The sequence below is a fragment of the Paenibacillus sp. ACRSA genome, from assembly GCF_022346845.1.
Classification (GTDB): domain Bacteria; phylum Bacillota; class Bacilli; order Paenibacillales; family Paenibacillaceae; genus Paenibacillus.
The window spans coordinates 233,607-257,514 of sequence record NZ_JAKRNP010000006.1; the positions used below are offsets into that span (position 1 = coordinate 233,607).

The 23,908-nt window shown below is 42.3% G+C and carries 36 protein-coding genes; 2 read left to right on the forward strand and 34 right to left on the reverse strand.

Going from position 1 to position 23,908, the window contains the following annotated elements; genetic code table 11:
• Positions 1–95: 95 nt before the first annotated feature.
• Positions 96–1,073: a S66 family peptidase gene (locus tag MH215_RS18825; RefSeq protein WP_239292619.1), complete on the reverse strand. Its 978-nt coding sequence runs from the start codon at positions 1,071–1,073 to the stop codon at positions 96–98.
• 128 nt (positions 1,074–1,201) lie between these two features.
• On the reverse strand, positions 1,202–1,978 hold the full coding sequence (locus MH215_RS18830) for a Cof-type HAD-IIB family hydrolase (RefSeq protein ID WP_239292880.1): 777 nt from the start codon (positions 1,976–1,978) through the stop codon (positions 1,202–1,204).
• A gap of 113 nt (positions 1,979–2,091) precedes the next feature.
• On the opposite strand from MH215_RS18830, the gene MH215_RS18835 reads away from it, so the two are divergent.
• A complete protein-coding gene (locus MH215_RS18835) occupies positions 2,092–2,601 on the forward strand; it encodes an RNA polymerase sigma factor (protein WP_239292621.1) in 510 nt (169 codons plus the stop codon).
• 2 nt (positions 2,602–2,603) lie between these two features.
• Entirely contained in the window at positions 2,604–3,656 is a 1,053-nt protein-coding gene (locus tag MH215_RS18840) for an anti sigma factor C-terminal domain-containing protein (protein WP_239292623.1), read from the forward strand.
• A gap of 62 nt (positions 3,657–3,718) precedes the next feature.
• Here MH215_RS18840 and MH215_RS18845 read toward each other — a convergent pair whose 3' ends face one another.
• The 32 genes from MH215_RS18845 to MH215_RS19000 form a co-directional block, all read right to left on the reverse strand.
• The gene (locus tag MH215_RS18845) at positions 3,719–4,279 is read right to left on the reverse strand and encodes a GNAT family N-acetyltransferase (protein WP_239292625.1); all 561 of its coding nucleotides are present in this window, start codon (positions 4,277–4,279) and stop codon (positions 3,719–3,721) included.
• Positions 4,276–5,082 carry a hypothetical protein gene (locus MH215_RS18850; RefSeq protein ID WP_239292627.1) on the reverse strand — a complete coding sequence of 269 codons (807 nt, stop codon included), beginning with the start codon at positions 5,080–5,082 and terminating at the stop codon, positions 4,276–4,278. The genes MH215_RS18845 and MH215_RS18850 overlap by 4 nt, the downstream gene beginning before the upstream one ends.
• An 88-nt stretch (positions 5,083–5,170) precedes the next feature.
• The gene (locus MH215_RS18855; protein ID WP_164848649.1) at positions 5,171–5,329 is read right to left on the reverse strand and encodes a hypothetical protein; all 159 of its coding nucleotides are present in this window, start codon (positions 5,327–5,329) and stop codon (positions 5,171–5,173) included.
• Positions 5,330–5,386: 57 nt separating this feature from the next.
• Positions 5,387–5,845, reverse strand: coding sequence for an NUDIX hydrolase (locus MH215_RS18860; protein WP_239292629.1), 459 nt, complete (start codon positions 5,843–5,845; stop codon positions 5,387–5,389).
• A 33-nt stretch (positions 5,846–5,878) separates the two neighbouring features.
• Entirely contained in the window at positions 5,879–6,490 is a 612-nt protein-coding gene (locus tag MH215_RS18865) for an HD domain-containing protein (protein ID WP_239292631.1), read from the reverse strand.
• Positions 6,491–6,530: 40 nt separating this feature from the next.
• A complete protein-coding gene (locus MH215_RS18870; RefSeq protein ID WP_239292633.1) occupies positions 6,531–7,394 on the reverse strand; it encodes a GNAT family N-acetyltransferase in 864 nt (287 codons plus the stop codon).
• Positions 7,391–8,215, reverse strand: a complete 825-nt coding sequence (locus MH215_RS18875; RefSeq protein WP_343224596.1) for an inositol monophosphatase family protein — start codon at positions 8,213–8,215, stop codon at positions 7,391–7,393. The genes MH215_RS18870 and MH215_RS18875 overlap by 4 nt, the downstream gene beginning before the upstream one ends.
• A gap of 88 nt (positions 8,216–8,303) precedes the next feature.
• Positions 8,304–9,305, reverse strand: a complete 1,002-nt coding sequence (locus MH215_RS18880; protein ID WP_239292635.1) for a phosphotransferase enzyme family protein — start codon at positions 9,303–9,305, stop codon at positions 8,304–8,306.
• The gene (locus tag MH215_RS18885; protein ID WP_239292646.1) at positions 9,289–9,744 is read right to left on the reverse strand and encodes a GNAT family N-acetyltransferase; all 456 of its coding nucleotides are present in this window, start codon (positions 9,742–9,744) and stop codon (positions 9,289–9,291) included. The genes MH215_RS18880 and MH215_RS18885 overlap by 17 nt, the downstream gene beginning before the upstream one ends.
• A 24-nt stretch (positions 9,745–9,768) precedes the next feature.
• Complete coding sequence (locus MH215_RS18890) at positions 9,769–10,038, reverse strand: hypothetical protein (RefSeq protein WP_239292648.1); 270 nt, start codon at positions 10,036–10,038, stop codon at positions 9,769–9,771.
• 4 nt (positions 10,039–10,042) lie between these two features.
• Complete coding sequence (locus tag MH215_RS18895) at positions 10,043–10,600, reverse strand: GNAT family N-acetyltransferase (RefSeq protein ID WP_239292650.1); 558 nt, start codon at positions 10,598–10,600, stop codon at positions 10,043–10,045.
• Positions 10,601–10,692: 92 nt separating this feature from the next.
• Entirely contained in the window at positions 10,693–10,878 is a 186-nt protein-coding gene (locus MH215_RS18900) for a hypothetical protein (RefSeq protein ID WP_239292652.1), read from the reverse strand.
• Positions 10,879–10,962: 84 nt separating this feature from the next.
• Entirely contained in the window at positions 10,963–11,484 is a 522-nt protein-coding gene (locus tag MH215_RS18905) for a hypothetical protein (protein ID WP_239292654.1), read from the reverse strand.
• Between the two features lie 333 nt (positions 11,485–11,817).
• Positions 11,818–12,135 carry a hypothetical protein gene (locus tag MH215_RS18910; RefSeq protein WP_239292656.1) on the reverse strand — a complete coding sequence of 106 codons (318 nt, stop codon included), beginning with the start codon at positions 12,133–12,135 and terminating at the stop codon, positions 11,818–11,820.
• Positions 12,136–12,147: 12 nt separating this feature from the next.
• On the reverse strand, positions 12,148–12,549 hold the full coding sequence (locus MH215_RS18915; RefSeq protein WP_239292658.1) for a hypothetical protein: 402 nt from the start codon (positions 12,547–12,549) through the stop codon (positions 12,148–12,150).
• 15 nt (positions 12,550–12,564) lie between these two features.
• Positions 12,565–12,975 carry a hypothetical protein gene (locus MH215_RS18920; RefSeq protein WP_239292660.1) on the reverse strand — a complete coding sequence of 137 codons (411 nt, stop codon included), beginning with the start codon at positions 12,973–12,975 and terminating at the stop codon, positions 12,565–12,567.
• Positions 12,972–13,418, reverse strand: a complete 447-nt coding sequence (locus MH215_RS18925) for a LytTR family DNA-binding domain-containing protein (RefSeq protein ID WP_239292662.1) — start codon at positions 13,416–13,418, stop codon at positions 12,972–12,974. Before MH215_RS18925 ends, MH215_RS18920 begins: the two co-directional genes overlap by 4 nt.
• Before the next feature lie 143 nt (positions 13,419–13,561).
• Positions 13,562–13,963 carry a hypothetical protein gene (locus MH215_RS18930; protein WP_239292664.1) on the reverse strand — a complete coding sequence of 134 codons (402 nt, stop codon included), beginning with the start codon at positions 13,961–13,963 and terminating at the stop codon, positions 13,562–13,564.
• A gap of 54 nt (positions 13,964–14,017) precedes the next feature.
• Entirely contained in the window at positions 14,018–14,455 is a 438-nt protein-coding gene (locus tag MH215_RS18935) for a hypothetical protein (protein WP_239292666.1), read from the reverse strand.
• 23 nt (positions 14,456–14,478) lie between these two features.
• On the reverse strand, positions 14,479–14,964 hold the full coding sequence (locus MH215_RS18940; protein WP_239292668.1) for a GNAT family N-acetyltransferase: 486 nt from the start codon (positions 14,962–14,964) through the stop codon (positions 14,479–14,481).
• Positions 14,965–15,002: 38 nt separating this feature from the next.
• Positions 15,003–15,146, reverse strand: a complete 144-nt coding sequence (locus MH215_RS18945; RefSeq protein ID WP_239292670.1) for a hypothetical protein — start codon at positions 15,144–15,146, stop codon at positions 15,003–15,005.
• A 16-nt stretch (positions 15,147–15,162) separates the two neighbouring features.
• Entirely contained in the window at positions 15,163–15,780 is a 618-nt protein-coding gene (locus MH215_RS18950) for a zinc dependent phospholipase C family protein (RefSeq protein WP_239292672.1), read from the reverse strand.
• A 23-nt stretch (positions 15,781–15,803) separates the two neighbouring features.
• Positions 15,804–16,430, reverse strand: a complete 627-nt coding sequence (locus MH215_RS18955; RefSeq protein WP_239292674.1) for a class I SAM-dependent methyltransferase — start codon at positions 16,428–16,430, stop codon at positions 15,804–15,806.
• A complete protein-coding gene (locus MH215_RS18960; protein ID WP_239292676.1) occupies positions 16,430–16,972 on the reverse strand; it encodes a hypothetical protein in 543 nt (180 codons plus the stop codon). The genes MH215_RS18955 and MH215_RS18960 overlap by 1 nt, the downstream gene beginning before the upstream one ends.
• Positions 16,973–16,993: 21 nt before the next feature.
• The gene (locus tag MH215_RS18965) at positions 16,994–17,854 is read right to left on the reverse strand and encodes an alpha/beta hydrolase (protein WP_239292678.1); all 861 of its coding nucleotides are present in this window, start codon (positions 17,852–17,854) and stop codon (positions 16,994–16,996) included.
• A 265-nt stretch (positions 17,855–18,119) separates the two neighbouring features.
• Positions 18,120–18,797 carry an ABC transporter ATP-binding protein gene (locus MH215_RS18970; protein ID WP_239292680.1) on the reverse strand — a complete coding sequence of 226 codons (678 nt, stop codon included), beginning with the start codon at positions 18,795–18,797 and terminating at the stop codon, positions 18,120–18,122.
• A complete protein-coding gene (locus tag MH215_RS18975; RefSeq protein ID WP_239292682.1) occupies positions 18,794–19,921 on the reverse strand; it encodes an ABC transporter permease in 1,128 nt (375 codons plus the stop codon). Before MH215_RS18975 ends, MH215_RS18970 begins: the two co-directional genes overlap by 4 nt.
• 66 nt (positions 19,922–19,987) lie before the next feature.
• Entirely contained in the window at positions 19,988–21,367 is a 1,380-nt protein-coding gene (locus MH215_RS18980) for a sensor histidine kinase (RefSeq protein ID WP_239292684.1), read from the reverse strand.
• Positions 21,364–22,041, reverse strand: coding sequence for a response regulator transcription factor (locus MH215_RS18985; protein WP_239292686.1), 678 nt, complete (start codon positions 22,039–22,041; stop codon positions 21,364–21,366). The genes MH215_RS18980 and MH215_RS18985 overlap by 4 nt, the downstream gene beginning before the upstream one ends.
• A 46-nt stretch (positions 22,042–22,087) precedes the next feature.
• Complete coding sequence (locus MH215_RS18990; protein WP_239292688.1) at positions 22,088–22,501, reverse strand: hypothetical protein; 414 nt, start codon at positions 22,499–22,501, stop codon at positions 22,088–22,090.
• 113 nt (positions 22,502–22,614) lie between these two features.
• Positions 22,615–23,103 (reverse strand): cysteine hydrolase family protein, encoded by a 489-nt coding sequence (locus MH215_RS18995; RefSeq protein WP_239292690.1) that lies wholly within the window; start codon positions 23,101–23,103, stop codon positions 22,615–22,617.
• 36 nt (positions 23,104–23,139) lie between these two features.
• Positions 23,140–23,847: an AAA family ATPase gene (locus MH215_RS19000; protein ID WP_239292692.1), complete on the reverse strand. Its 708-nt coding sequence runs from the start codon at positions 23,845–23,847 to the stop codon at positions 23,140–23,142.
• Between the last annotated feature and the right edge of the window lie 61 nt (positions 23,848–23,908).

The following is a 23,908-nucleotide window of genomic DNA, read 5'->3' on the forward strand; positions in this document are numbered from 1 at the left end:
GCTGTGGGATTGTCTACTTACATATGCCAAACGTAATTATATTAACCATTCCTACTTTTCACAAATGAGATATCCATTAATTCCCATCCCGATATTTACTCCGAAATCCAGAGTTCTACGCTCGTGCCTTGTGCGTTAAGCTTAGTCTTGCCCCCAATAGGGAAGGTAAAGTGTGGTGCGGTATGTCCAAAATCGACATCTGCAATAACCGGAATCTGCGATAATTCCCGCTTGCTGTGAATGATTTTCTCTAATAAATGCATTGTCATCTCGGATGCTTTCTGAAATCTACCAATGACTAACCCTCTCACTTGTTCGAATCCAGGCTGATGAATAAGTGATTGTAGATCACGATCGAATGTAGATGGGTCGGCCATATAATCATCCTCAACGAATAGGACTGTCCCTTCTAGAGAAGGCATATATTCTGTGCCTTGAAGTAAATTCAGTGTGCACAGATTCCCGCCAATAATGGTTCCTTCCACCTGTCCTTCGTTCAGAATCACAGGCCCTTGGTTCGTAATAAAATGACGATTCTCCTGATCCCGATACCACGCATCATCACTCCATGTTGTAGAGGGTGTAACATGAATTGAATCCGCCGATCCCATCATCATTCTCTCGAAGAACTCGACGGTATATTCATTGCCATGAAGTATAGCAAACGTCGAGAACGCAGGACCCGAATAGGTTACCAGCCCTGTCTTCGTATATATAGCGGTACTCAATGCAGTTATATCGGAGTAGCCACAGAACCGCTTCGGATTGGCTTGAATAAGTGAATAGTCGATATATTGCAGCAACTGATTGGAGTTGAACCCACCGATGGTTGCCAGTATTCCTTTGACTTGCGGATCGGCAAAGGCTGCATGCAAATCTTGAATACGCGATTCAATAGAGGACGAAGCAAAATCATCTATCTCATATGCATTAGCCGAAAAAGAGACGATTAGACCCAAGGCCTCCAATCGTTCTTTGGCTAGTTTAATATGCTCCTCTTCTATAATGGAAAGACTTCTCGATGGGGAGATCACACGAATTTCGTCTCCTGGTTGCAGCTTAGGTGCAATCATGGTGTATATTCCTCCTATCTCTTTTTATAACTACTTTTTTCATAAATTCACCTTTCGATCGCGCCCTATGCTTTAGGGCTTAGTAGATTCCACATCATTCTACATGAAAATCCATAATTAGGATATCATCAGATGAGCTTAAATGCCTTTAATGCATGCGTAATCCCGTCCTCACTTGCTTTTCGTGTAACATAGTCTGCACTTAACTTAATGCGTTCTCCCCCGTTCCCCATCGCGACACCAAGACCAACATACTCCAATAGATCGATATCATTCTCCCCGTCTCCAAACGCCATCGCCTCATCTCGGGAAATGTTTAGATACGTGAGTACTTTCTCTGCAGCGACTGACTTCGATACTTCATTCTCTTCTAACACATTGGATACATACGCATGGAAACGCACAAAATTCAGGGATGGAAACTGCCTATGATATATCTCCGCTTCTGCTTGATCTGCATATAGACAGAGACAATAAATTTCGCTCTCTAACGAATTAATTCTCCCAGGGTACTCCATAATGCCCAACGTGTCTCTTAATGCATCCGTAATACGTACATCGGTTTCAAAGTCCCCGTTCATCTCAAACGTCTCTGTAAAATAGGAAATACCATGACCATTCTCCTGTGCAAATTCACTAAACGTTCTTACCATGTCGGGTGAGAGTATAGACTTATGGATCACTTGCTCTCCACTCTTAATGAGGGCACCATTGGCTGAAATGATCGTATCAATGCCTATTCTCCTGAATTCCTCACATAGATTATAGGGTCTGCCTGTTACCAAGGCGACTTGGATTCCTCGGCGAAGTAGCTCTTGAATCGATCGCTCTGTCCGAGGTGATAGGCTTCGATCAACCTCACTTAATAAGGTTCCATCTATATCTATAAATACAATTTTAATCATTTCATGCATGTGCTTTGGCTTGTCCACAAAAGAAACCTCCTAACATTTTTAAATGTACTGTAACATAATTGACATTGCCCCGTTGTCTTAAGAGAAGGAGGAGGAAACTTGAAATGAGGAGTGATCTATATGCCGAACTATTCAAGCAGTACCAATCCTCCCTGCATCTCTATCTCTACCGCATGTGTGGATCTCAGGAGACCGCTGAGGAGTTAGTCCAAGAAACATTCTACAGAGCTATGGTATCTATGAAAGCCGAGCATGCAAGCTACGCCAGAGCGTGGTTGTACAAAGTAGCCCGGCACTTATTTATCGATTGGTATCGTAAACAACGTGGTGAAATGCAAATGAATCGAGAGCTGGAACAGCAAGGCGCAGAAAATACATACCGTTCTCCAGAGGAAGTGCTTAACGCTCGTGAACGAACCATTCGTATTCAACAGGTGATGAAGAAGCTTCCCGAACAGTATCGAACCATATTGTTACTACGAGAAATGAACGAGTTATCTTACAAGGAGCTATGCGAAATTCTGGATATGAATATGAACCAGGTCAAGGTCACCCTTTTTCGTGCCAGAGAACGATTCAAAGCAGAGATGCTTCTAATGAAAGGAGACGATTGAGAATGTCTAATCACACAGAACATGATGAGCAGCGTGTCCTTCAAGAAGAAGATTTCGAGAATCTTCATCCTGAATGGGGTCAAAAGCAGTTCAAACGCATGGTATGGAAGACGAGATGGAAATTTTTCCTTAACGCAGGAGGTGCTCTATTTCTCGTATTTATCGTCTACCACATCTATGTATCATCACTACACATCTACTTCGATCAATCAAAAGTACGCAATGACTTCCTACGTTCCATCGTATCTGTCGTAGAGATGCACGGTGACGGACTTCGTGTTGAGAAAACATATATCCAACCCTTTGAAGTCACTCCGTTTCTAACTCAGAAAGCTAATCTGAAAATATATCGACACGTGGGCTCATCGGAAGTAATCACAGGAGAGATTCAAGCTGAACTAAGCATCACGGGTAAGTTTAAATATTCCATAACAAATACAGGAGCGTATATGAATGGCAACAGCCCCGGCCCTTTTTATCTTCCCTACTCTCTTATATCCGATAAGCCTGTTGAGGAAGACGCTAACGATAGTATGAACTTGAACAGGCTTGCTAAAATTGATGATGGGCATGTCGCAGAGTTATCACTGTCCGTGAAAAATCTAATATCTCCAGAACAACTGATGAAGCTTCTTGCCAATTACGATGTTGGGGTAACCGCTATGCCAGTCTATGCAGGTGAATTGAAGGAATTAGATATCTCCTATTCACGCTCGGGTATGTACGACTATATGACGCCTCATCTCACGCTCAAACCTCTTACCTTATTCGGAGAAACTGGTTCTAGTTGGTATGCCTACTTTGCACCAGACGAGGCAGAACAGATGCAAGAGCAAGTTCAAGCGATGATGTCTGATCTGGGATGGATGACTCATAATGTACAATACAATGGTTCGGATGTGGATCAGCAGCGTCTTGCCTATTTGAAAAAAAATGGTGTGCAAGTCTATGGCGCTGTCGTTACAGGACCTGTACGTGAGTTGGAGAAAATAACAAAGCTGCCGGAATTTCATCAATTCCAACTAAATCGCGTAGAGATATGGAATTGGAATTAAGCCATTGTAAAAAAAGAGATGATTCCTGTTCGACAGAGGATCATCTCTTTCTTGTTTATGTGTTATTGGGCTGCGAAATCCTTTACGTCACACAGCCAGATCATATGATCTGTGCCTTCTCCCCAGTAGTCTTGCAATACCTTGTGAGGCTTACCGAATTTTCGTTTCCAGCGCTGTTGGGCATGTTTATAACCGCTATCCAGACAGAACTTTTCTAGACCACGCCGCTGAAGTTCACCGATTAACGCCTGAATTAGAGCAGAACCGATTCCCTGACCTTGTAATTTGGGTAAAATGTACAACGTACCCAGTTCACCGATATCTGCCAGTTCCTGATTAGTGCCCTTACGAATGATCTCACCACAAGGCGCAAAGGAAATCGTTCCAACGACTGTATCTTCCCTCTTCGCTAAGAGAAAAAACATCGTTTCATCCTGATTATGGCGTTGTTGCAAGGCCATTTGGAGCAGTCTTTTTTTTTCATTCACTTCATCCCAGAAGTCATCGTGTAGAGTATTCAGACCTTCGTCCTGAAACGCACCTCGAATGGCTGTCTCAAACACAAAACTCGCGCTATCCACATCTGATGCCGTTAACGGATGAATGGTAATCAGGTGATTCATACGCCTTGTTCTCTCCGTTTCAATTCAACATTCACTCGTTCAGCTTGCAGCTGTTCAAATAACTGCGCTAGGTCTGTATGAAGCGCTGGCTGCTCTTGAACGAGCAGATCAATATAGGCTGAGCCAGTTGCATAGAAAACAAGCCGACTAAACGGTTTCTCTGTTCCCACACGATTCTGTTCCAATTCGAACTTTGCTCGGATTAGGTTCTCGATATACCGAGCATAACCTTCATTCCACTCCAGCCAGTTCCAGAATTCACTAGCTTCTACGCTAAGTGAGCTGAATAACTGTGTTCGAATCTCTCTTACCTGCTGGATGTCCTTACTTTGCAGTGCAAGGATAAACTCATCTATAATTCCAACAACCGTCTCATCGTCATAAGGAAACTCATAATCAATTTCCCAGCTTACCCGTTTCCGCTGTTCCATTGTGCTCTTGATACCGATACGCCCGCCAACTTGCTCTCTGTACTGTTCATACACATAACAATGGACGAATTCATGAAACAGATAGACCTTCTGTTCAAAGCTTTGGAACACCGCATCGGTAACGACTGCACATACGCGCCAATCCATATGAGGTATTGGAAATGCTGCCATACATTCCTCTGGAATGTTCATGTCATCTGGAACGGTTTTGACCCATTCATACTGCTGTGTATCTATAGAATAATCGTAGATATATAGAAGAGATTCGTAGGCTACAACCACCGGATAATACTCTGCAAACATCGGGTGTATGCTTACCAGATCTTTCTGAATCACCTGTAGCTCATTAATTTGTTCTAAAAAGGTATCCATATCATTAACCTCTCTTAAATGGAGTGATAATGCAATCATACCAATAAAAGATCAATAAAACACTGAGAGAAAAATGATAATTCTATTTCTATTGTCGATCTCCACGCTTCTCGCTCAAGTAGATATCGAGTGCCTTGATTCCCCGATGCCCAAGTCTAATAAATACAATAAGACCATATAGAACAAGCCCAGCAACTGCAAAATAATATAACATGACCAAAGATGTAATAAAGTCAAAACTCATCATAGTACCTCCTGCTAAAATATAAATTAAATCGTAGTGTTATATATTAGCACATTTTTCCTAATCAGGCATTTTGATATATCCTGTATTCTGTAATACATATGCCGTAATCGGATTGATCTCTGGAATCGGTTGGGATAGATCAAAGTAACGTAGCTCCAATCCTTCATCGTCCATAATCTGAGGTTCCCCTTCTACGTCCAATGCTTCATATACAGCCATCACATTATAGATCTCGTCCCCGTGTGGATAGCGATAATACATGTCTTGTCCAGAAAACACCGTAATGAGTCGATACGCCCCCGCTCTCAAACCTGCTTCCTCATACAATTCACGTGCTGCTGTTTCCTCCAAGGATTCACCCAGCTCCATTGAACCTCCAATCGTTCCCCAGTCCAGACTGTCGGTGCGTTTCTGTAAAAGCAAATGCCCCTGTTCGTTAAACACCAGCACACAGGAGCCTGTTAAAATTAATGGTCGCGAGCCCAATAGTGTCCTTAGTTCCGTGATATATCCCATAGGCTGTCTCCTTCCTCTATACCAAAACTACGTTTATTCTGAGGAAACCTGAGGCGCTGACTTCGCTAAAATCCCTTGATCGACAGAATCCTGAACAATCTCTTGTACGTATGCCCACAGCGTCTCGGAACCTCTCTCGACTTCACGGTTTCGATTCAATACCTGTTCGCTGGTGATGTTGTTCTTCATCCAGGTATCTCCTTCATTCTGATGATTATGTATAACTGGTTGCATACGATCCAGTGATGAAGCAAATGCAGCTTCCGGCGTTTCTTTTGCTTCAAACTCTAACCATAGATTCATTAATTCTTCTGCTTGAGCCTGTGGCAGCAGTCCAAATAATCGGTTGGCGGCCTGAATTTCCCGCTCATATTTATCCGCATAGCCCACCGTATCATAAGCAAATGTATCTCCCGCATCGATCTCTACCAGATCGTGAACCAGTAACATCTTCATCACTTTAAGCAGATCCACATCCTGATTCGCGTGACCTTGCAAGATCAAGGCCATCATTGCGAGATGCCAGGAATGCTCTGCATCATTTTCACGTCGATCACCATGAATAATTCGGGTCTGTCGTTCAATCGTCTTCAATTTATCGATCTCAATTAGAAACTGCATTTGCTGTTGCAACAATTCATTCATGTCCAATCTCCTTCACATAACAAAATAACGATACGCCCAATTATGACGATAATGGATACCAATACACGCTGTAATCAAAATCGAAAACCATTCCTACACGTTCAGCCAATCGGACAGAACCTGTATTATCCGGACTACAATCCCAATACGGCTGAAGCCCCTCACGCCTGCATTCTTCTACAAAAGCTTTTGCTACAACAGCAGCATAGCCCCTATTCCTATATACCTCTACAGTTTCAATATCAATAGCATGTATCTGTCCTGCAACAAATCCTGAGAGACAAATACTCATAATCTCATTGTTCCGTTCATGAACTAACATATAACCGAACCCATGCTTCAAAAAGTCATCTATCGTACTCCAAAAGTAAGTAATCTTGTCCTCCAGAAAGAATGAATTGCCGAACTTGCGATTATGTATAAGTGCAGAATCTACTCTCACAAGCTGGACAGCATTCTGCTCTAGATGTTGAACATTAGCATCGGTCTCTTCATTTCCTGCCACACGTTCCGTTCCCTGTGGTGAATGGAATCGATATACATGCTGATTATCACTGGAGAGTTCTCGCTTGCCTGCCATGTTACGCAGTATCCCTGCCCAGCGGCCATCCTGTGTCCCAATTTCCACGGAATCAAGTGTTAACTCTGCTAATTCAGGTTCAATATGTGTTGTCATAAATGCAGGCAATTCCTTCATAAAAGGTTCGCTCTGCGGATCCCCGATTAACTGAAAGCCGCTTTGCCCCTGAATCCAAACGAGAGCAGCCGTGATATTCGAAATATCATCAACATAAATTCGTCCCGGATTATAGCCGGACACTACAGCCCGTACCTCAAGTGTGCTAAAAGCGTCGATAATATGCTGCACCTTATCGAAGTCCTGCCGTTGAAGTTCAGTAATCATCTCGATCTCTCCAATCCTTCCTTCACGATGTTGAGGAAATAGGTTTGGTGCTCTGGATGGCATGCAATGAGGTAGGGCTCAGGTTGGCTTTTCTCAAAAGGCTTTCCTTCAAAGTCCATAACGATCGCCCCTGCTTCTTGAGCCATAAGTAGCCCCGAATATAGATCGTCCCCTTCCGAATTATAGAGGATGATGCCATCGATATCCCCTTTGGCGAGCATACACCACTGTAGTGTCGGTGCCCACAGTCTCATCATCCGTTTGAAACGAACATCCAAATGCTGACGTAAGTTAACCGCTTGCATTTCATTCTGTACTTGATGGCCTTGAATCCAGCCGATTGTACCTCTATGAATATCTTCTCTCTTGCTTACGACTAACTTGACCTGATTACAATATGCTCCTTTTCCTTTTGAAGCCACATACAAACGATCCACCAAAGGCTCGTAAATCACTCCAAGGACTGGCTCTGCGCGATACATTAACGTGATCGAGATAGAGAACACAGGTAATCCTATAGCGAAATTATTGGTTCCATCTAGCGGGTCGATCAGCCATAACCATTCGTTGCTCTGACCATTATGACCTCGCTCTTCACTGTGAATCGCATGATTCGGAAAAGCTTCGGTGATCTCTTCCCATATGATACGTTCGCTTTCATAGTCTACTGCCGTAACGACATCACCATAGCTTCCCTTTTGAACGACACAGGTTAATTGGTCAAACGAATCTCTGACAACCTGCCCTGCCGTCCGAATCACTTTCTCTGCCAACATTTGAGCTACATATAGGGTCTGTTCGATGGTCTCACTCCGTTCCACAGTTGGAATCACAGGATACAATATATATAGAATCAATCAACTATTGCTGTTATCCAACGTTCTTAATCCGATCAACCGATCACAGCTCTTAGTGAACTAAATGTTCATACAACAAAGTTTGTAATTGATATTCATTTTGATGTAACCATTGTACATTTCTCTCTAATTGTTGGAGGATAAAAATGAAGTTGTGTTCAACTGTAATACCCGCATAGTGCTGACCAATATAAAAGTGTAAAACTGAGATATAATATATCTGCGTTAGCAGCATCAGATGTTCGATCTCTTGAGAAGAATGTTTGCGTTCAGACGAATAGCCTTTTAAAAATGATTCTATCATCTCAAATGAGCCTTCCGATTCATGAATTAGATGATTGAGGCTAATCATGCATTCCATAAACGCAACATCCCAAGAGATAAAATCAAAGTCCAATACCCCAGTTACTTTATTGTTCTGAGCCAACAAATTATAGATTAATAGATCATGATGAACGAACTGATGCGGCAATACTTCTAATGTCTGCCCCGAACCCTCAACAGCTTCAATTATATCGCGATAAAACGCAAGTAATTTCGGCGATAATGGGAAAGGGGGATTCTCCACAAACGACCTAATCGATTGACTAGTAGCTAACGGATGGATATCATACATTTTCGTAAATGATGTCCCACGGTAGATGTCTTTATCCACACTAAATTCACGAACTCGGGCAGAAAAACCACCCACCAGTCGACCAAACTCTCTAGCCTGCTCTGCACTCATTAATTGTGGTACATCTCCCTGAAGAAATGTCGTAACGGCTCCTAATGACCCTTCTTCCAACTCGATATACTTCTCATTAGTTAGTGTTCGAAGAAATATAGGCACTTCGAACAAATCTACATTACTATCCAAAGTGGTGGTTATTTCAGATTCAAGTTCAATGCCTTCTATCGACTTTGTGTACTTATTATAGATCCGCATAATATATTTATGTCCGTCAATCTCCAGGATCTTTGTCGTATTCGTCTGACCATAAGGAACATCCGTTATGTTATATTCCACATGATTGAAGTATGCACATATTAAGGTCTCAAATGGAGTATTCATAAATCCGTGTCTCCTCATCATCTAGCAAATAACCTTTGCCGATATGAGTCCAGTTATTTTTCTCATAGTAGTCGGTTAGATCTGTACAGAGATATAACTTATCGTATCCCTTAGCCTGCACTTCGCGAATCGCATGGTTCTGTAGTTGTTCGCCAAGCTTCTTCCCTCGGTATTCTGGCTCTACATAGAGACAGGCAAACCACGGAAATAGATCCTGCCTGCTGTTCAGATCACTACGTAATAAAGCGTAACCTCCAATGATTCGATCCCCATCCAACATTACATAAAATCGGGGTACATCACTCTCCGTTTCAACCGAACGCTCCATACAATCTCGGTAGAAGTGGTAGCTCGTTTCGGTTCCCCACTGTTTCCAGAAATACTGCACAGCATCCTGTACCCGTTCTGGCTTCTGTCTAATGTCAATGATCTCAAACATCCCTAACCACTCCTTAATCATCTTCTACTTTTGTTCATTATTTCTCGTCTTTATTGCTCTCCACGTCCACAAACCAAACCATATCCCACCTAGCGAAAATATGACGAGATTAATGAAGAGACCCTTATAAAACTCATTGTTTAATGCAAACGGCCGATCATTAAATAACACCTTAATTAATGTAAAGATCAACGCCGTCGGAATGCCCCATCCAATTACTCCGTGAATAATAATATAATGGAGCTTTCCTTTTTTTATTTGACGTTCCCACTTTTCCTGTTTCGTTTCCTTCATATTGTCAGACTCCTTCTACACCTGCGTCTGCAAAAAATTCACTCTTGAGCACCGAGAAGAAATACTGATCTACATATTGTTCATTCCAAAATAATTCATCTCTAAAGATACCTTCCCGCTTCATACCCACCTTCTCCATCAGAAGAGCTGACCGTGTATTTTTTGCATTACACATCCCTACCACTTTATGAGCCTGTACTTCGGCAAAAGCAAATTGAAGCAACAACCTGGTGGCTTCGCTCGCATACCCTCGGCCAGTATAATCCGGCAGCATGCCGAATCCTAGCTCCCAACTCTTCCTAAAGTCAACGTAGCTCCACATCTGCACAAGTCCAATCGGCGTGTTCTCCGCATCATCTATGCGGCTAATGATAAAATCGTAAGCATATCGATCTACATTTGTAGGAAATTGTTCTCGATACTTCTCCCTTACCTTCTCTGCGTCTGACTCTATACTCTCTTCGTACACCCAGATGCTCGGATCACACTCCAGCCTACACAGAAAATCAAGATCTTCCTCCGTTGCTTGCGTAATGCGTACATGCTTACCTATGTATTCCATTGTATCCCTCCTTGTGTACAACTAGGCCTTCATCTTCATCAGTTAGATGGCCGTATTCTATTGAATTCTCTCCCGAACATCCACTTTTGCAATTAACGCGCTGACACGCCTTCAGTCCATCCATCCATAAATCCAAATATAAACGCAGGCCCCATAGTAATTACCATCAATACAAGACTTGCAACGCCCCACCTAAATACAACTTTGTTCTTTCTCCATTTCCCTATAATTAACAATAGAGCAGTTGCTACGATGACACTTAGTGCATAAATTGACATAATCGAACCTCCAAAATGTTAATCTAATACATATGTACAAGTTACATATCCCTATTAGCGGAACATGCAACTGACTTGCTACAATTAATCAATCCCAGCAAACTGCCAACGAGCAGAGTCTCCCTCGCCCTTGATTTTAGTGAACACATACATGCTCGGTGATTTCTTGCCACCAAATCTAATTTCTTCGAGAAATACGAGTCCTTCGTATAATGTTCGCTGCTCCTTAATAGTAAGATCACTCGTGAACGTAACGGCCTCTATCTTATAACTTGGCATGCTAGAAACGCCTGATTGTTCTTGGAACAATTGTAAATACTGCTGTTCATCCTCTTCCCATAAATAACGTATCCGGGCGTTGATTAGTTGTATAATTTCAAGTTCATCGCCTGAATAGTTCGCTTCATCCAGATATACAGGTTCTTCTATTACCGGCTCAACAACCACTTCGCTGGATGATTCGTTCTCGGAAGTGATCTGCTCTGTTTCATTATTGGTCGTTGGCGTTGAGCTTGATTCTCGCACACGTTCGCTTGTAGATTGAACTTGACAGGCAGTTAATACGAGAACAACGAGTACCAGTAAAAGCACACTTACCTTCCGCATCTCTCGATTCCCCCTTTTATAAAATGGAAAAGGTAACTTACCCAATAGCACTTCCCCCAACTATGGAACACACATTACGACCGGATCTAGGAGAAACTCTGCTATTTATCATTGCTACTGCTAAATTTTCACTATAAAACATCATAACCCATAATGTGGAATTTGCGAATATCTATACGATCCTGCCATATATGCCTTAACAAAATACGCCACGAAGCATGATTGTAATCATACTAAGGGCGTATGGCAGTTAGCTCTCTTTTTCAGTTTCATAACTAGGAAAATAAAAAAATTTATTCACTCGTCATTGATTAATTTTATTACCAGGACAGATTAAGATCGGTTAAATAGCATTTTCAGAATACCGAACGCCTTGATAGTTATATCGTTGCCGTCAGCATCCGTATAATGCTTGTCATAGATGGTATAGATTCCAGCATGCTGGATAGCACCCCAACGGTATTCAATCTTCTGATCCACACCATTCGTGGACATCACATACTCTCTACCCATCTCGGGAGAACTCGTATAATGAATACCGTGTTCCTCCGCCAACCACTGCTCATAATCTGCTTCATTAGGATTCGTAAACACTAGAATTAAAATGGCAAATAGAACAACAAGGATAACGTTTCTACCTTTTTTATTCATGTAACCTCCTTATCACGAAATTCCATAATAACGCTTGTAATGGCTTACCCACTCCGCCTTGGAGAATTGCACAAAATCATATGGCTCACACTGCCGAAGATATTGTAATTCTGCTACTGCGAGCGCATCATCCTGTTGATCTAGGTAAGAGATCGTTTCCTCATAACCTGCACCACAAAGGAGCTGCACATCAATGTAGCTGCCCGTATCCTGATTTTTGCGTTTAGCCTGCCAGATGAGCTGGTTATCCTCCACGTTCCCCATACAGAACAACATTATGCAAAGTGTTTTGAGATATTCATGGTCTTCGACATCCTGCTGATGAATCTCTTCTTCTAACTTTTGCCTGATCTGATTTCTATACTTCGGGTTCGGATCTAAGCCATATAATGCAAGTAGTTCATCTTGACGCATTATTACTCTCCTTACCTACTTCAGTATTCGATTTAATTCTTCCACTTTTTTCTTGTTATCCATTTTAGCATAAAAATAAAAAGCAAGGATATGCAGCACAATGGATAGTAACCACATTCCAGGGAACCAAGGTGCGATCACATCAAACATGTCTGGCGAATATAGCCAAACCATCGCCATTCCACCGAGTATATTCAACGTAGATGTAATGACAATATTCCATACCGGCTTAAGGGTAAAGTAGTTCCATAATGCATCATACATCACCCCGAATATTAGCGCTGCGATAACAGCAATCCCAGCAACATTCCATAGATAAGTCAACCGAATGGAATGGTTCGGATCAAAAACCGTTAACAGAAGTGTCACCCATAACGAAGTCAATGTGAATACTTGAAAGAACGATTGGCGTAGTTGTTGTATCATACTAATTTCCCCCTGAATTGTTTGATGTAATACCGACTGACATAATAGCTGGATCCGTCCACAAGCTCGACTTGAATTCTGGCCTGCTGGGTTGCTGCGAATGTTTGGATACAAGCTGTGTTAATAATTGTTTGATTATTAATTCTCACAAAATGCTGATCACTTAGATCCTCTTCCACAAATTTTAAGCGTTTGGGGAGCAAGTAGTGCTCACCTGTGATCAGACGTACATTGCACAACCGATCTTCCGACTGGATGACGGCGATCGAACTGAGCTTAATTTGCACATTGCGGTTGTTTTTAGCATTGATGACCACAATCTTTGTATCCATTTGATGAATAGCTTCTCGGATCGAATCCCAGTGCTGTTGTTCCTCTGGATGTGTAACAATCTTGGCTGTACTTCGGTCAAGCAATGAACTGATTTCAAATATAAGCTTCACGTAAATGTCCCTCCTCTTACGACTCATCATACATGCCGAACTAAGCTATAACTACGATTCCGTGTTTTGTTGCAAGAACTTGCAGGTTTGTTGCACTTTGCTTGCTCTCTATACCACAAAAGGCCACTCTACAGAGCAGCCTCTTAATCCTCATTCTCATCAAAAACATAACGACGATCCACAAAGTTCATGCTCATAGCTATCTCATCAACTTTACTAGCAGACACGCCATCCTTAATTAACTTGCCAGAAGTATCGTATACGCGGACGTTAGTCCACATCAACTCCAGTGCTTTGGCACTGCGATCTGCACTGGCTCGATCCTCATATGACCAACGAACGCGATGCCTTATGTGCTCGGGAATCCACTGAGACCTGAACTTCTTGAGTTTCTTGTATGAGATATACTTCTCAATGCGCTTGCCACCTTTGGCCATTCCATAGACCTTAGGACTCTCAGCCATCCCATGACAATATAAAATAAACACCTTGGCACCTGTTCGGAGCTGGTTGTCTATAATCACATTAGCAATGACAGCGTACATGATCTCCCCCTCATGTCATCTTCATTAGTATTCTGAAATCCAACGTTCACCTCGTTAGTTCTGAACATATCTCTCTATTTGTGTAAATCCACTCTGAGGAAAATCTCCACTCCACCGCTTTTTATACTCATCAAGCCCTAAATCTTTCATTTTCTTAAGTTCTCTGTACATTAATTTATACAATCTCACCCTGGTTACTTCTTCTGACATTAAACGGCGTCCCTCATGGACTGCTTCTGAGCTAAAGTTATCACTCATTTCATACACTTCAAATTGAACTCGGCTAGCCGATTGCTTCTTAATCCAGAATCGATATTCCCCTGGTTCTGTCTGGATCGTAATTTCGACATCGTCTGCTCCCTTTCTCAGGGCAATAAGTTTATCTACTAGATCACGAATGGCATCCGTAAGAAATGAAGCCGGGATCTCAATACGTTCACCAAATGTCGGTGTGATGAAGATATCCAGCCAACCATGGGGTTCTAGATTCATGACGATATCTATCTTCCTCACTCCTATCTCATTTTATAATGAAAAATAAACTGGAGAACTTGCCCTTTCATCATTCGTCTGCCTGTATCCACAAACCCTGCTTTGAGATATAACTTCTGGGCTGCAATGTTATCCTCATTCACGGCCAGTATGATCTCATTCATATCTGGAACAAGCTGTTGCACAAATGACGGCAATACTTGCATAGCTTCAAGGCCATACCCTTTCCCTTGATATTCGGTTGAGATCGATAACGCCCGGATCAGAAGACTTGTCTCACGATCAACGTGTTCATCTGCATATTCAGAGTATCGGTGCAAAATAAAAAAGCCAACTACCGTATCTTCATGCAAAATAACGATGGGGTATTTATTTTCATTCTGAATCGCTTCCTCGATCACTTCCGCAGGCATTGCGGTAAATCGAAACTGTTCACCTGTGAGAGAAAAATTCGCTAATGCATCATCATACTGCTGATCATACCGTGTGAGACGTATTGAATTTTTCATATTCTTAATCAGCGCTCCTTTATCTGACTTTTATGCGTTTAGTGAATTAGCTGATAGATGAATGCGCCTATGTTTCTGCCTAACGTATAGATTAGATTAATTGCGATAGCAGATAATATAACTGCCGATACCCTTGGATATTTGCGCATTAGATCAGTAATTTCCGTTATGTATTTCGTCATGTTATTATTTGTCCTCTCATTTCATAATTCCCCATGGCTGATATAGCTCCCTAATCTCATGGGCGGTATTCGTGATAAACTCATTCACTAGACTTAACGATATAACGCTTGGATCTTCTATTGGTTCATGTTCCGGTGTCTTGAGAAATTGCAGTTTCTCCTCTCGATATTGGTAGACTTCATGCTCTCGAAGACCACCTAAGTCGAAGGCTCGACCTACTTTTAGCTTATCTAGCCATTCGTTGGCACCATCCTGCTGTAGAATAAGGAATTCCAGCTTCGTGACATCTTGGGTATAGATCTTTCTCCCATCTGGAAGAGTCTCATATGGCGGATAGATATTGAATGTCCAGACCCGATCTGTGTAAATATGCGCAATGTACCCGCACAAGTAGTCCATAAATCGTTTATCCTGCATCGCTTGTTGTCTGTTCATCTCAAAATAATCCTTCAGTTGCTCATCCGTAACAAATACATGTTCTTCAATCATCAAGTGTGTTTTGGCTTTGTCAGCTCTAGTGATATTGCTTCTAACATGAATCGAATCTGGCGCAATACTGCCTAATAGAAATTCAGGTGATGGATTCGCTACTAGACGAGACGCAACGGCAAAATGAACCATCGGCCAAGGCATAGAACCACTCCTTTGTTCATAAATTATACCTTCTGTACAATGATATATCTTAAACTATATTTCTCAGTTTCCGTCTCACTATAGGTGATCTCTTCATCTAACAATCCCGTTTCAATAACTCGCATCCCAGCAAAATGCTGAATTAGGTCCTGTTCTGTAAAGAAATGAGCTGCTTTTCCCTCTTTATATTCATATGTATTGTCCTCCAGCACGCTTCCACGCCCATTGCGTTGATCCTGATCAGAGAAACATGTGAAATACATGATGCCTTGATCACGTAATTGTTTCATACTATTGCGGATCAGTTTCATCCGATCTTCCATTAGAAACAGATGTAGCACATTGTAGCAGTAAATTGCATCCCATTGAGTCTCTAGATTTATCGGTTCTAGAATAGAACACTCAATCATTCGGGTTTTCTCATCCCAATCCTTGGACATTTCAATTGCTGACTTAGAGAACTCCAGACCCACAACTGAAAAGTGGGAAGACAAATGTCGGGTATTGCGACCATATCCCGATCCGGGTACTAACACCGTTTGAACGTTATTTCTTGCAAATACGTCCGTCGCATGATAAACCGTTTGGCTTGGCTCCTCTCCCCATACCATCTCTTTGCTCTCGAATCTTTTGTCCCAGTATCCTTTCATTATTGATCTTCTCCTTTCTTGGAATTGCAGATCACACAACCCAAACAGGACAGATACACATCATGTTGTACACACTTAGGATAACCTACAGGAATTGTCGGTTCGTATTCATCTTCTTCATCAAGCGCAGTCCATTCTATATATTGTTGTTCATCGACATGACTCTGGTCGAACGCCTGAATCATTGCGGAGAAATGATCAAGTTTCACATGGCACCAATCTTCACTAGGCTCATAGTCTAACATCTGCCACTGGGTTTTCTTTCTCGCCCCATCAATCATCCGCAACGTAAACTGCTTCATAGGTTCAAGATCATGTTCTAACCAGGGCATTTCGTCCAGATCGAATCCCACTGTTCCACGTCCAACGATATTCTGATCTCGCTGAGCCAACCAGATGACAAATTCCTTCTCCCGATCTGTTTCCGCGATATAAGAACCACTGAGGACTAGAATTTCGATAAAAACAGAAGTTCCAGTATTGGTCATTCGCAACGATTCAACCAGATATGCTGCTGATCGGGGCATTGCAATTTCATTCATGCTATCCCGTCCTCCTCAGGTCTATTTCAGTTCGTGTAGGCTCACAATAAATTGCTGAATCTCCATTGCATACTTCTTCTTTTGTTCAAATCTTGGGAAGTGACCACTTTCTTCAATAGTAATGTAAGTTCTTTTCTCCCCACCTTGAAGAAAACAATTCACTTGATGGTCAGTTGTTACCAGATCACTGGTTCCATGAATAAGCAGCATGGGACCGTCGATCTGGGCTAATTGATCAGTTAACGATTCCAGTATGGCACCTTCGGATATCAGTTTACTCTGATGCACACTTGCTCTGCTCCACTCTTCTTCCGACAAAGGAGACGCACTAATCATTTGATCAAAAAAGTGCTTATCTGGCCCGTAAACATATAATTCATCTCGCCGATGACCTAACTGCTGTAATATTTCGGTACTCGCATGCCATAGTTCATACGAATTCTGCAATGCTATCACTTCCCTGCATCGCTCTGCTTCCACTACTCTATTATCTTGTTCAAATAGACGCGAGCTAGCATTCAATAAAGAACGCGACGAATCTACTAAGTCAAAGGTAGGACACTCCAAAATAATGCTATGTATTCGATCCGGATGTAGAAGCTTATACTTCACCGCCAGATAACCGCCAAAAGAGTGACCAATTAGTCCCCACTGCTGCAAGTTAAAATGCTCACGCACAGCTTCGCAATCTGCGATAATGTCCATAAGTCCGAACGATTCCTCGTTTGTAATTGCATCAGATCTCAGTACACCGCGTTGATCAATAGCAATAATCCGTATAAATTGAGAGAGCTGTTCTCCCTGGGTTAATAAGAAATCATAACATCCTGTACCCGGCCCTCCATGCAAATATAGAAAAGTAGGCAGATGTTCCTCGCCCATGGCTTCGACATATATCCTTTTCCCTTGATTCATAATATACGTAGTTATCTTAATCACCTGATCACTTTTTTCTTCATCATAACCCATGTTATGGAAAATGCGAAGTGGTTCTATCATCAACGTATACGATGAATGGAGAGTTTAGCATGCTTATATTACATAAAAAAACCCTCTAATGCTGCAGTTGGATGTTACCTCAAACTGCCCACTTCAGAGGGAAAGATTTCTATTACATATAAAGTTAGGATGTAACCTTAGACAATATTTATTTCGCGTTCAGTTTCCCATTCTCCAGATAGAGAACCCGATCACAGAGCGATAGGATGCGCTCATCATGAGTTACCATGACAGCACTTTTCTGTTGCTCCTTCGCTTGCTTCGCAATCAGGCTAACAACATCGTGCCCTCGCTCTGCATCTAGACTAGCTGTTGGCTCATCGGCGAGCAAAACCGCTGGATCATTCATTAAGGCTCGCGCAATGGCAACACGCTGACGCTCCCCACCTGACAACTTGTCCGGATATGCGGTTCTCCTTGCTGACAAGCCCAGCGTATCAAGTAATGCGGCTGCCCGCTTAGAAGCTTCACTCTTATCCACTCCCGCCAGCTTGGCGACCAAAATTAATTGTTCTTCAACTTTCAGATACGGAATTAAGTTAGCACTTTGAAAAATGAATCCAATGTTCCGAAGTCGAATATCTGCAATGTCTTTCGAATCTTTACTCGTAATTGACTTTCCATCTAACAATACCTGACCCTGCTGAGGTTCCAGAAGCGCACCCGCTATGGATAGGAATGTACTCTTACCAGAACCAGATGGCCCCATAATCGCAACCAATTCCCCTTCGGCAACCTCAAGATCTAATTCATTCAGTATTACTCGCTCACTTCCACCATCTTCAAAGGTTTGTCTAATTCCCTGCAGTACTAGTCTATTTCTCATGCTGCTGTCCTCCCAATCGCATCCAATGCATCAATCTTGGCTACTTTCCATACTGAAAATAACGAGCCTGCCAGTGACATAACGACAAAGGATATACACGTCAAGGCCAGCGTAGAGAAACCTAATTGGAATGGCATAGTAGCTGGTAAAATGGACTCAAAGGCTTGAACCAAAAGCACGCTTATCAACAAACTACCGACAGATAAAACCAATACCTGTAGTGCCACGCTTTTAGCCAAATAAGCAGTACCTGTACCAATTGCTTTTAAAATGCCGAATTGACTCGTTTTCTGAATCGTAATTACATAGAAAAACACCGCCAGAACAAAAGCAGAGATGACAAACAAAAAGGCAATCATCATCACTAGTGAACCCTGCTCTTCTTTGTAACCTGGAATAGCCGATATTGCCTCGGATTTTGTAATCACTTCTGTTCCGGGCAAAACTTTCACTACGTTTTCAATTTGATCCGACGAAGTGTTCTTAAGCGCGATGGCATTGTAAACGGGGTTCTCTGCAGATTCAGCACCTTGAGGTGCGGTTGATTTTGTTTGTAGGTTAAGCCAGTCCTGCTTATTCAAGAACACAACCGGAGAATGACTGAAGGACTCATTTTCCACGAATCCACTCACTTTCCATTGCATACCCGAAGCTTGATCCTCAATAATGCTACCAAGTTGAACCCCTGATTCAGACAACTTCCGGTCAACCATCACTTGTCCAACCTGCTGCTCAGAAATAGAAGATCCTTCGCTGACGGTTGGAGACAACCAACCATTGGGATTCACCATGAACAAGGTCACATCAACCTTCTTCGTATCTCCTGCCGGAATGACGGTCGTCATTTTCACACCTAGTGGCTCTGCATTCCCCTCACCTACGGCAAGGCGAGCTTGCTCTAGTTGGTTCTGGTTCAGTTGAGACCTGGTGAATCGATGATTCGAATTCTGCTCCAACACAAAATGAGTTGCAGTCATATTCTTAACAGAGGCTGCATTATCATATGCCAGCCCCTGTGCAAGACCAGTGACAAACAAAACCAGAAAAGCAACAAGCACCATAATGGTAGCAATTAAGGCATACCGCCCTTTAGCAAATCTCATTTCTCGAATAGCCAAATACATTCTGCTTCCCTCCCTCGTAATGAACTCAGTATAGGAAGCGAAAATGAACGGCAAATGAACAACATGTTACAGTTGGGGCAGCGTAATTATGAAACGGGTTCCCTCCGTTGTACTCTGTGCTTCAATCATTCCTCCATGGATTCGAACAATCTTGTGGACAATAGCTAGTCCTAGACCTGTATGACCAGAAGCACGTTCACGCGCACGATCTACACGATAGAAGCGATCGAACAAAAACGGTATATGTTCTGGAGCGATGCCATCGCCCGTATCTTTAATGATAATGATGCATTTTCTATCTACTTCTTCAGCATAGATTTCAATGCTTCTCCCCTTCGGTATGTGGTTTACCGCATTGCCGATCAGATTCATCCAGACCTGCATAAGCAACACATCGTTCCCCTGAATCAGAATCGAGTCAGGCACAGACATTTTTATAAGTAATTCCTTTTCTTCAAGCTGCCATTGTAACACTTGAACTGCTTGGCGAATGTGATCCCTTAGGGAGAATGTACTTTGAGTCAACGTTTCTTGCCCTTGTTCCAGTGAAGAAAGTAATAACAGTTGTTTACTAAGCAAGGAAAGATGACGACTCTCCTCCTCAATAATAGATGCATAGTGATTACGTTCCTCCAGCGAGAGATCACGTTCAGCAAGCACCTTGGCGAATCCTTGAATCGAAGTAAGTGGTGATTGAATTTCATGGGATACGTTGGATACAAACTGTTGACGTCCCTGCTCCACTCGTTCCAGTTCACCACTCATCGTCATGAAATGTTCAGCTAATTGTCCAATCTCATCCCGTCGTTTAGTTGGTAATCTCAGGTTGTAGTTTCCTTGCGCGATTCGTTTGGTTGCATCGGTTAAACTTTCAATTGGCTTGACTAAATACCTTGTACTAATTAAGAAAAGGGCAACACTTAATCCTACCGTCAACAATCCAATCAAGGCAAAAAATATGCGTAACTCCCCAAATTGCAGAATGACATCTGGACGCATAAATAAGGCATACTGTTGATTATCGATCTGAATTGGCACACCCACAGTATTACTTAATCGATTATCGAAGAAACCTGTTATAAACGGTTGATTCGGGAACTGGGCGACACCATGATAAACACTACCAGCAAGCACCAGCTTGATTGATGACTCGTCCAGATCCCTCTCCCGGAACTCACGACCATAAAATCGCTCATCCGCTCGACCATCTGTCATATAGATTTCATAACCAAGTGCTGCGGCATTATGCAAATAAGAATCCATGCCTTCAGGCTGCTGTTCAGCAAATCTCTTCATTTGTTGCGCAATGCCAACCAACTTTTCATCATTAAAGGGCTTTAATTTGACATGATAATAGATATTAGAGAACAGAAAACCCAGGATGCCACTAACTACAATAACTGCGATGGTAATTATAAACACCCGAAAGTATAACGATGACCTCAAGGAGTCTTCACCTCAATCTTATAACCGATCCCACGTACTGTTTGAATAACAAAATCATCCACGTATTCAGCAAAACGCTGACGAAGCCGCTTAATATGTACATCTACTGTACGATCGTCTCCCTCATAGTCCACTCCCCATACGAGGCGAATTAATTCATCTCTGGAGAACAGTCGACCCGGAAATTGAGCAAGCTGAGAAAGCAATTCGAATTCCTTCATTGGCAAGAAGAGAATAGACTCTCCATCCGTAACCTCTACATTTTTTCGATCAATGACGATTCGGTTCATTCGGATGATATCACTAGAAGTACGATTGTAGCGACGGAACAATGCCTTAACTCGAAAGACCATCTCTTCTGGTTCGAATGGTTTGGTGACATATTCATCTGTGCCTTGCAGATAACCCTGCTTTTTATCCAAGAGTTGGTCTCTTGCGGTGAGCATGATGATCGGAATGTCGTAATTTTGCCTAATGACATCGCATAGTTCGAGTCCATCCATCCGCGGCATCATAATATCAATGATGGCTAGATCAATGCTGTTTTCTCGTAACCTTTCAATGGCTTCTACACCATCCTCTGCCTCAATCACTTGATATCCTTCTTTTGTCATGACATACCTCAGAAGTGCCCGTATATGGGCATCATCATCAACTAAGAGCAAATGCTTCATAATTAAAGTTCTCAGACCCCTTACCTATCAAATTTACGCATACTTATTACTTTGAATACAGGATACCTCTTCGATATAAGTAGTCTAATCCCTCCACCTTATACCTCTGAATAAGTTCATTGGTCACATGTTCATGCCTTAAGATGCCCATATAGTCGGTGCCCGGCATTCTAGGCTGATAATCTGATTCAATGGTATAAAGGTTAAAATGAACTTCATCTTCATCCTCTGTAACTTCCGTCTGCTCCAATACTGCAATAACTTCATCTTCGGTTAGAAATTGAAATCCATCTCGTTCTACGATATAAAACGGATAGTTGAGATTATTTATGACGATCCGTTGCTGGAACTCTTTTAATTCATCTGGAATTGTATCTATATACTGTTCTGCTGTGGTCTCATTATCAAATATACCCGAGATCCAACTTCGCATGCCCTTACTAGCCACAATAATAAACATGACGCTCCTCCTTGGCTACTCTTATATAAAATGCCCCTGTTTCATTGCATAGCACATACCCTTGTTCCTACAAAAAAGGAACCGACCAAGGTCGATTCCTATCAAGTCTACACTTATTTCACCAAATAATCGATCACAGGATAGGACACCACATTCCGATCCCGAAGCGCTGAAGTTATCGCATCTGGGTGTGAACTTAGAATTCCATTCTGTAATAGAACCGGAGTAAAGCCCCGTTCCCCTGCTCCATGATACGTAAATGTCACGCATTCTTCTGCCGCAAATCCAGAGATAATGACAAGCTCTACATTCTGGCTGCTGAGCACTTGCTCCAGTTCCGTCTGCCAGAACGCATTCGAATTTTGTTTAGTGATGGTTAGGTCGCCATGCTTCACATCTATCTCAGGAATACAGCGGTATTCCTCTGGTTTAGCCTCATCCATACCTTCTACATCCTGAATCTGAATCACCACATGATTCTGTGAACGAAGTACATCAGCAACATGATTGATGTACTCACATGCGTGATCTATCTTTGATTTTTCCACCTGATTCCGTACAATATGCTCTTGCATATCGACAATCAACAAACCTATTTTCACTAAAGCTTCCTCCTTAACGTCCATATGTACTAATCACTAATCTCTAAGTAGCTCCCTCAGCATCCGGTCTCGGTTCTCCAAGAAACTACGGGTAATCTGAACATGCTCGGTATCCTCGTACTCCACTTCCTGAATGGAACCATGATCGAAGCTCAGTATGCTTGCTCCAGGGTAACCCAGAATAATTGGAGAATGCGTTGCAATAATGAACTGAGAGGTGTCCGAAAGGTCATGCAAAATACGCAGTAATGACAGCTGTCTCGCCGGGGATAGTGCTGCCTCTGGCTCATCTAACAAATAGATTCCTTTGGAGTTGAACCGGTTCATGAACAAGCTCAAAAAGGACTCTCCGTGCGACTGCTTATGTAAGGATTGGCCACCATAATGCCTAAGCGCACCAACCTCCTCGACATGTGAAGCAAATTGATAGAAGGATTCGGAGCGCATGAAGAAACCATTGGATATTTTGGGCAACCACCCTAGCCGCAAGTAATGACCTAATGAAGATTCGGACGCATGTGTATCATAATAATTGTTGCGCCCGCCTCCAGCCGTATTGAACCCGCATTGATAAGCAATACCTTCTAGTAGCGTAGATTTACCAGAGCCATTTTCACCTACGAAAAAAGTAATGTTGCGCTTGAACTCAAGCCGTCCCAAAGAAGCGACAGTTGGAATATCGAACGGATGCTGGTTCTTTTGGCTAACTTGATCGTGCAACAACTCTACACTTTTTAAATACATAGATAAGCTCCTTTATAAGAGGTTTACTTCTGGCTTATTACATCGTAACCTATATTGTAGT

What these genes read in the sequence shown, in the direction of transcription:
- MH215_RS18825 (WP_239292619.1), bottom strand. Translation starts at nt 1,073, where the DNA reads ATGATTGCACCTAAGCTGCAACCAGGAGACGAAATTCGTGTGATCTCC.
- MH215_RS18830 (WP_239292880.1), bottom strand. Translation starts at nt 1,978, where the DNA reads ATGATTAAAATTGTATTTATAGATATAGATGGAACCTTATTAAGTGAG.
- MH215_RS18835 (WP_239292621.1), top strand. Translation starts at nt 2,092, where the DNA reads ATGAGGAGTGATCTATATGCCGAACTATTCAAGCAGTACCAATCCTCC.
- MH215_RS18840 (WP_239292623.1), top strand. Translation starts at nt 2,604, where the DNA reads ATGTCTAATCACACAGAACATGATGAGCAGCGTGTCCTTCAAGAAGAA.
- MH215_RS18845 (WP_239292625.1), bottom strand. Translation starts at nt 4,279, where the DNA reads ATGAATCACCTGATTACCATTCATCCGTTAACGGCATCAGATGTGGAT.
- MH215_RS18850 (WP_239292627.1), bottom strand. Translation starts at nt 5,082, where the DNA reads ATGGATACCTTTTTAGAACAAATTAATGAGCTACAGGTGATTCAGAAA.
- MH215_RS18855 (WP_164848649.1), bottom strand. Translation starts at nt 5,329, where the DNA reads ATGATGAGTTTTGACTTTATTACATCTTTGGTCATGTTATATTATTTT.
- MH215_RS18860 (WP_239292629.1), bottom strand. Translation starts at nt 5,845, where the DNA reads ATGGGATATATCACGGAACTAAGGACACTATTGGGCTCGCGACCATTA.
- MH215_RS18865 (WP_239292631.1), bottom strand. Translation starts at nt 6,490, where the DNA reads ATGAATGAATTGTTGCAACAGCAAATGCAGTTTCTAATTGAGATCGAT.
- MH215_RS18870 (WP_239292633.1), bottom strand. Translation starts at nt 7,394, where the DNA reads ATGATTACTGAACTTCAACGGCAGGACTTCGATAAGGTGCAGCATATT.
- MH215_RS18880 (WP_239292635.1), bottom strand. Translation starts at nt 9,305, where the DNA reads ATGAATACTCCATTTGAGACCTTAATATGTGCATACTTCAATCATGTG.
- MH215_RS18885 (WP_239292646.1), bottom strand. Translation starts at nt 9,744, where the DNA reads ATGTTTGAGATCATTGACATTAGACAGAAGCCAGAACGGGTACAGGAT.
- MH215_RS18890 (WP_239292648.1), bottom strand. Translation starts at nt 10,038, where the DNA reads ATGAAGGAAACGAAACAGGAAAAGTGGGAACGTCAAATAAAAAAAGGA.
- MH215_RS18895 (WP_239292650.1), bottom strand. Translation starts at nt 10,600, where the DNA reads ATGGAATACATAGGTAAGCATGTACGCATTACGCAAGCAACGGAGGAA.
- MH215_RS18900 (WP_239292652.1), bottom strand. Translation starts at nt 10,878, where the DNA reads ATGTCAATTTATGCACTAAGTGTCATCGTAGCAACTGCTCTATTGTTA.
- MH215_RS18905 (WP_239292654.1), bottom strand. Translation starts at nt 11,484, where the DNA reads ATGCGGAAGGTAAGTGTGCTTTTACTGGTACTCGTTGTTCTCGTATTA.
- MH215_RS18910 (WP_239292656.1), bottom strand. Translation starts at nt 12,135, where the DNA reads ATGAATAAAAAAGGTAGAAACGTTATCCTTGTTGTTCTATTTGCCATT.
- MH215_RS18915 (WP_239292658.1), bottom strand. Translation starts at nt 12,549, where the DNA reads ATGCGTCAAGATGAACTACTTGCATTATATGGCTTAGATCCGAACCCG.
- MH215_RS18920 (WP_239292660.1), bottom strand. Translation starts at nt 12,975, where the DNA reads ATGATACAACAACTACGCCAATCGTTCTTTCAAGTATTCACATTGACT.
- MH215_RS18930 (WP_239292664.1), bottom strand. Translation starts at nt 13,963, where the DNA reads ATGTACGCTGTCATTGCTAATGTGATTATAGACAACCAGCTCCGAACA.
- MH215_RS18935 (WP_239292666.1), bottom strand. Translation starts at nt 14,455, where the DNA reads ATGAATCTAGAACCCCATGGTTGGCTGGATATCTTCATCACACCGACA.
- MH215_RS18940 (WP_239292668.1), bottom strand. Translation starts at nt 14,964, where the DNA reads ATGAAAAATTCAATACGTCTCACACGGTATGATCAGCAGTATGATGAT.
- MH215_RS18945 (WP_239292670.1), bottom strand. Translation starts at nt 15,146, where the DNA reads ATGACGAAATACATAACGGAAATTACTGATCTAATGCGCAAATATCCA.
- MH215_RS18950 (WP_239292672.1), bottom strand. Translation starts at nt 15,780, where the DNA reads ATGCCTTGGCCGATGGTTCATTTTGCCGTTGCGTCTCGTCTAGTAGCG.
- MH215_RS18955 (WP_239292674.1), bottom strand. Translation starts at nt 16,430, where the DNA reads ATGAAAGGATACTGGGACAAAAGATTCGAGAGCAAAGAGATGGTATGG.
- MH215_RS18960 (WP_239292676.1), bottom strand. Translation starts at nt 16,972, where the DNA reads ATGAATGAAATTGCAATGCCCCGATCAGCAGCATATCTGGTTGAATCG.
- MH215_RS18965 (WP_239292678.1), bottom strand. Translation starts at nt 17,854, where the DNA reads ATGGGCGAGGAACATCTGCCTACTTTTCTATATTTGCATGGAGGGCCG.
- MH215_RS18970 (WP_239292680.1), bottom strand. Translation starts at nt 18,797, where the DNA reads ATGAGAAATAGACTAGTACTGCAGGGAATTAGACAAACCTTTGAAGAT.
- MH215_RS18975 (WP_239292682.1), bottom strand. Translation starts at nt 19,921, where the DNA reads ATGTATTTGGCTATTCGAGAAATGAGATTTGCTAAAGGGCGGTATGCC.
- MH215_RS18985 (WP_239292686.1), bottom strand. Translation starts at nt 22,041, where the DNA reads ATGAAGCATTTGCTCTTAGTTGATGATGATGCCCATATACGGGCACTT.
- MH215_RS18990 (WP_239292688.1), bottom strand. Translation starts at nt 22,501, where the DNA reads ATGTTTATTATTGTGGCTAGTAAGGGCATGCGAAGTTGGATCTCGGGT.
- MH215_RS19000 (WP_239292692.1), bottom strand. Translation starts at nt 23,847, where the DNA reads ATGTATTTAAAAAGTGTAGAGTTGTTGCACGATCAAGTTAGCCAAAAG.